The 324-nt window shown below is 77.2% G+C and carries 1 protein-coding gene; it reads right to left on the reverse strand.

Annotated elements, in window-relative coordinates:
- Positions 1-324, reverse strand: a 324-nt coding sequence (locus ACZ3HG_RS23260; RefSeq protein WP_465334678.1) for a hypothetical protein, incomplete at both ends; no start/stop codon positions are given.

Genomic DNA, 324 nt, shown 5'->3' on the forward strand with positions numbered 1-324 from the left:
GAGCGGCGCCGACCGGTCCTGCAGAGCGGAGAGATCGAGCGGATGCCACCCGATGTGCACCGTCTCCCCCTCGGGCACGCCGCCGCGGTGAGCGGCGGCCGCGAGCTCGGCACGACGCCGCTGCGACTCGGCCGCGAACCCCCGGCGCACCTCCGCCCGGGAGCGCACGATGTCGCCGGTCGCGAGGACGGCGTCGTCGGTGAGGAGCAGCACACCCAGGTGCCACGCGCGCCCGCGGTCGACGATGCGGGGAGCGCGCGGGATGCCGAGCAACCGCCGCCCCTCCTGCAGCTCGCCGATCCGCTCGCGCGGGGCATCGGCGAG

This window comes from Erwinia sp. PME.40.26/001, assembly GCF_055556675.1.